Source organism: Thiolapillus sp. (assembly GCF_048562965.1).
Classification (GTDB): domain Bacteria; phylum Pseudomonadota; class Gammaproteobacteria; order Chromatiales; family Chromatiaceae; genus Thiolapillus; species Thiolapillus brandeum_A.
The window spans coordinates 1-4,672 of sequence record NZ_JBHNMF010000262.1; the positions used below are offsets into that span (position 1 = coordinate 1).

A 4,672-nucleotide genomic window follows, 5' to 3' on the forward strand; every position below is an offset into this window, starting at 1 on the left:
CCGCGTTCGGAGGCCTACTTTGTTTTCCCTCTGGCGCAAGGCACGCCGGGAAAACAGTGCGGCCTCGCGGCTACTGGGGACTACCAGCCTTCGCTTCGCTCTCCATGGCTGGCAGCGGTCGTTTTGTTGCGCAACTGGAGCTGACGAGACAACATGGCCCCGGCGCCGTCGGTATTGCTGCACCCCAGGTCGGTCATTTCAAGCGCATCGCCATCGTGGACTGCTCTGTCACCCGCAAGCCTGTGCCCAATCATGGCAACCTGGTGCTCATCAACCCGGAGATCACTCACTGGGACGGCTACGAAGTGGGCAGGGAAGGCTGTCTCTCCGTGCCGGACTACACCGGCAATGTGATTCGCGCCACTCATATAAAACTCAAGGAGCAGGATGTGCAGGGTGAAGAACATGAATTAAGTATGAAATGGAAGGTTATGAAGCCCGGGCGGTACAACATGAAATCGACCACCTGGATGGCATCCTGTTCATCGACCGGGTGGTCAGCCGCCGTACCGATTTATTCAAGAGAAAGGTATATCGCTGATGAATGTAATCGAAGCCCTCGAAAGCCGGATTTCCACCCGGGCGTATCGGGACAAGCCCGTAGCAAGGGAGACCATAGAAAAGATGCTGGAAGCGGCCCGCTGGGCGCCCTCCGGAGTCAACACCCAGCCCTGGCAGGTGGCGGTGGTGCAGGGAGACATGCTCAGACAGTTGAGCGAAGCACTTCTGCAGCTGGCCACTGAGGGCACCAAGCCCAACCCGGACTACGACTATTACCCCGGCAAGTGGATAGACCCGTATAAAAAGCGCCGTTTTCAGTGTGGCATGGATCTTTACAAGGCGCTGGAGATCGGACGGGATGACAAGGAAAAGAGGCTGGAAGCCGCCCTCAACAACTACCGTTTCTTCGGCGCACCGGTCAGCCTGTTTTTCTTCATGGACAAGCACATGGGCAAGGGTTCATGGCTGGACATGGGCATGTTCATTCAGTCGGTGATGCTGGCCGCCAGGGAATACGGACTGGGAAGCTGCCCCCAGGCATCGACGGCTGACTATCCGGATGCAGTGCGGGAAAAGCTTGGCACCTCCGGTGAGAACCTGTTGCTGTGTGGCATGGCGCTGGGCTACCCGGATGAAAGCCATCCGGTCAACCGGTACCGCACTGCCCGCGAAGCAGTGGATACTTTCACCCGCTGGTACGAATGATGCGCTTACCGCATGTCATCGAGGAAGCAGGTAAACCGGCAAGACCGAGGGGGGCAGTACCGGAACGGCTGTGGTTCTCTATCGTTTCTGTTCCGCTTCACTGAGCTCGACGCATTCCGGCAGATCGAAATAGAGCGGCGGTCTGCCTGCGCCACCGGCGGTACGACCACCTGCGCCATAGTCCGCGTAAAAGCGCCGGCATTCCTCTTCGGGCTTCTGTTCTTTCTTGACGCAGGTCTGAATCAGGGCTTCCCGTTCCGGGCCAAGCTTCGCCTCGCGGGCGGCCTGGCACTTCTCTTTGAGCGCCTGCAGCGACGGCTCGGCGGCAGAAGCGCTGCCTGAAAAACCCAGCACGATCATCATTATTGTGAAGCAGCGATACGTCATGGGAAACCTCCTTGCAACATTCTCAAATATAAGCATTTTCTCCATAATAGCACCAATGGGAAAAATGCATCCTGAGAGTTGAATTCTGTAAACTGATCCCCACTTTAATGCCATCTAGAAAATTTGGGAGCCGAATAACATGCGGATGGACAAACTAACAAGTAAATTTCAGATGGCCCTGGCCGATGCCCAGAGCCTTGCCCTGGGCAAGGATCACCAGTTCATCGAACCGGTGCATCTAATGATCGCCATGCTCGATCAGGAGGGCGGTGGCGTACGTCATCTTCTCACTCAGGCGGGTGTGAACGTCAACCAGTTGCGATCCGGGCTGGGGGAAATCATGGATCAAATCATGGATCATATGCCCAGCGTATCCGGTGGGGATGCGGATGTACATGTATCCAATGAACTCAACCGCCTGCTCAACCAGACCGACAAGCTGGCCCAGAAGCGGGGTGATCAGTACATATCTTCTGAACTGTTTGTGCTGGCCGCGGTGGAGGACAAAGGCAGCCTGGGTGATCTCATGCGTAAATCAGGCGCAACCAAGGGTGCTATCGAGAAGGCCATCGAGAACGTGCGCGGCGGCCAGTCCGTAGATGACCCCAATGCCGAGGATCAGCGCCAGGCTCTGGAAAAATACACCATAGACCTTACCGAACGCGCCGAGCAGGGCAAGCTGGACCCGGTCATCGGCCGCGACAGCGAGATCCGTCGCACCATCCAGGTCTTGCAGCGGCGTACCAAGAACAATCCCGTGCTCATCGGCGAGCCGGGCGTGGGCAAGACCGCCATCGTGGAAGGTCTGGCCCAGCGCATCGTCAATGGCGAGGTGCCGGAAGGCCTAAAGAACAAGCGCCTGCTCTCGCTGGACATGGCAGCCCTCATCGCCGGGGCCAAATTCCGCGGCGAGTTCGAGGAACGCCTCAAGGCCGTGCTTAACGACCTGGGCAAGGCCGAGGGGCAGATCATTCTGTTTATCGACGAGATTCACACCATGGTGGGTGCGGGTAAATCCGAAGGTTCCATGGATGCCGGCAATATGCTAAAGCCTGCGCTGGCGCGCGGTGAGCTGCACTGCGTGGGCGCCACCACCCTGGACGAGTATCGTCAGTACATCGAGAAGGATGCTGCGCTGGAGCGCCGTTTCCAGAAAGTGCTGGTGGAAGAGCCGACGGTGGAAGACACCATCGCCATCCTGCGTGGCCTGAAAGAACGCTATGAAGTGCATCACGGGGTGGAGATTACCGACCCGGCCATTGTTGCTGCGGCCACCCTGTCGCACCGTTACATCACCGACCGGCAACTGCCGGACAAGGCTATCGACCTCATCGATGAGGCGGCGTCACGCATCCGCATGGAGATCGATTCCATGCCCGAGGATATGGATACCTTGGACCGGCGCATCATTCAGCTCAAGATCGAGCGCGAGGCGCTGAAGAAGGAAACCGACGAGGCTTCGAAGAAGCGTCTCGAAGCCCTGGAAGCCGAGATCGCCGAACTGGAGAAGAAGTTCTCTGACTTGGAAGAAATCTGGAAAGCGGAAAAGGCGGCCGTGCAGGGCACCACTCATATCAAGGAAGAACTGGAGCGCGCCCGTATCGAGCTGGAGACCGCCCGCCGGGCGGGGGATCTGCAGCGCATGTCCGAGATCCAGTACGGGATCATTCCCCAGCTGGAGCAGCAGCTCGCGGCGGCGGACGAGGCCGAGCACATGGATTTCCAGCTCCTGCGCAACAATGTCACTGATGAAGAGATCGCCGAAGTGGTCTCCAAGTGGACCGGCATCCCCGTGAGCAAGATGCTCGAAGGGGAGCGCGAGAAGCTGCTCAAGATGGAAGAGAACCTGACCAAGCGCGTGGTGGGCCAGGACGAGGCCGTGCGCGCCGTGTCTGATGCGATTCGCCGCTCCCGGGCAGGGCTGTCTGATCCCAACCGGCCCAACGGTTCCTTCCTGTTCCTCGGCCCCACCGGGGTGGGCAAGACTGAGCTGTGCAAGGCCCTGGCGGAATTCCTTTTCGACACCGAGGACGCCATGGTGCGCATCGACATGTCCGAGTTCATGGAAAAGCATTCCGTGGCGCGGCTCATCGGCGCACCCCCGGGCTATGTGGGTTACGAAGAGGGCGGCTATCTCACCGAGCTGGTGCGGCGCAAGCCTTACTCTGTCCTCCTCATGGATGAAGTGGAGAAGGCCCACCCGGACGTGTTCAACGTGCTGCTGTAGGTGCTGGACGATGGCCGCCTCACGGATGGTCAGGGACGCACTGTGGATTTCCGCAATACGGTTATCGTCATGACCTCCAACCTGGGTTCTCACCTGATACAGGAGATGGCTCATACCAACGATTACGAGGCCATGAAGACTGCGGTGATGGAAGTCGTGGGTCAGCATTTCCGCCCCGAGTTCATCAACCGGGTGGACGAGACTGTGGTATTCCATCCCCTGGGCCGTGAACAGATCCGCAAGATCGCCGGTATCCAGATCGAGCATCTGCGTCAGCGGCTGGAAGAGCGCGAACTGACTCTGGATATCAGCACCGAAGCGCTGGATCTGCTGGGCGAGGCAGGCTCCGACCCGGTCTATGGAGCAAGGCCGCTCAAACGGGCTATACAGCACCAGTTGGAGAATCCCCTGGCACAGAAGATTCTGGCCGGGGAATTCAGCCCGGGCGATACCATCAAGGTGGAAGCCGCCGGTGGCGAACTGATGTTTACCCACGGCTGATTCCATAGACCAAAGCAATAAAAAGGGCATGGCCGTGACCGACCATGCCTTTTTTTACTGGTTCACTGCCGCCCCGTCGGTTCCTGATCGTAGGGTGCGGTGACGAAGGAACCGCACCATTGGCGTAGCTCAAGAGCGCAAACGCAGCATCATGCTGCTTCGCTCAGGTATAGATACCGGCAAACTGCCGCTGCCAGCCATGGAGAGCGAAGCGAAGGCTGGTAGACCCCAGTAGCCGCGAGGCCGCACTGTTTTCCCGGCGTGCCTTGCGCCAGAGGGAAAACAAAGTGGCTCTTCCCCAAATGGAGTGGGTAGATTATCGTAATCCCCTATGAGAGACAAAGACCTATA

3 protein-coding genes and 2 pseudogenes are annotated in these 4,672 nt (G+C 58.4%); 3 read left to right on the plus strand and 2 right to left on the minus strand.

Translation table 11 applies throughout. The annotated features are described in order from the left end of the window. Positions 1 to 122: 122 nt before the first annotated feature. Together def and ACOCD2_RS12805 are read left to right on the plus strand one after the other, a co-directional pair. Positions 123 to 541 (plus strand): annotated as a pseudogene (def, locus tag ACOCD2_RS12800) (peptide deformylase); the annotation flags it as partial. Then, positions 541 to 1,206 (plus strand): nitroreductase, encoded by a 666-nt coding sequence (locus tag ACOCD2_RS12805; RefSeq protein ID WP_293648110.1) that lies wholly within the window; start codon positions 541 to 543, stop codon positions 1,204 to 1,206. The pseudogene def and the gene ACOCD2_RS12805, both read left to right, overlap by 1 nt. Before the next feature lie 78 nt (positions 1,207 to 1,284). On the opposite strand, the gene ACOCD2_RS12810 is transcribed toward ACOCD2_RS12805, so the two are convergent. Continuing rightward, complete coding sequence (locus ACOCD2_RS12810; protein ID WP_293648113.1) at positions 1,285 to 1,593, minus strand: hypothetical protein; 309 nt, start codon at positions 1,591 to 1,593, stop codon at positions 1,285 to 1,287. Positions 1,594 to 1,738: 145 nt separating this feature from the next. Here ACOCD2_RS12810 and clpB point away from each other — a divergent pair. Then, positions 1,739 to 4,321: pseudogene (gene clpB, locus ACOCD2_RS12815) on the plus strand (ATP-dependent chaperone ClpB). Positions 4,322 to 4,484: 163 nt separating this feature from the next. On the opposite strand, the gene ACOCD2_RS12820 reads toward clpB, so the two are convergent. Next, positions 4,485 to 4,607: a hypothetical protein gene (locus ACOCD2_RS12820; protein ID WP_293648116.1), complete on the minus strand. Its 123-nt coding sequence runs from the start codon at positions 4,605 to 4,607 to the stop codon at positions 4,485 to 4,487. Positions 4,608 to 4,672 lie beyond the last annotated feature (65 nt).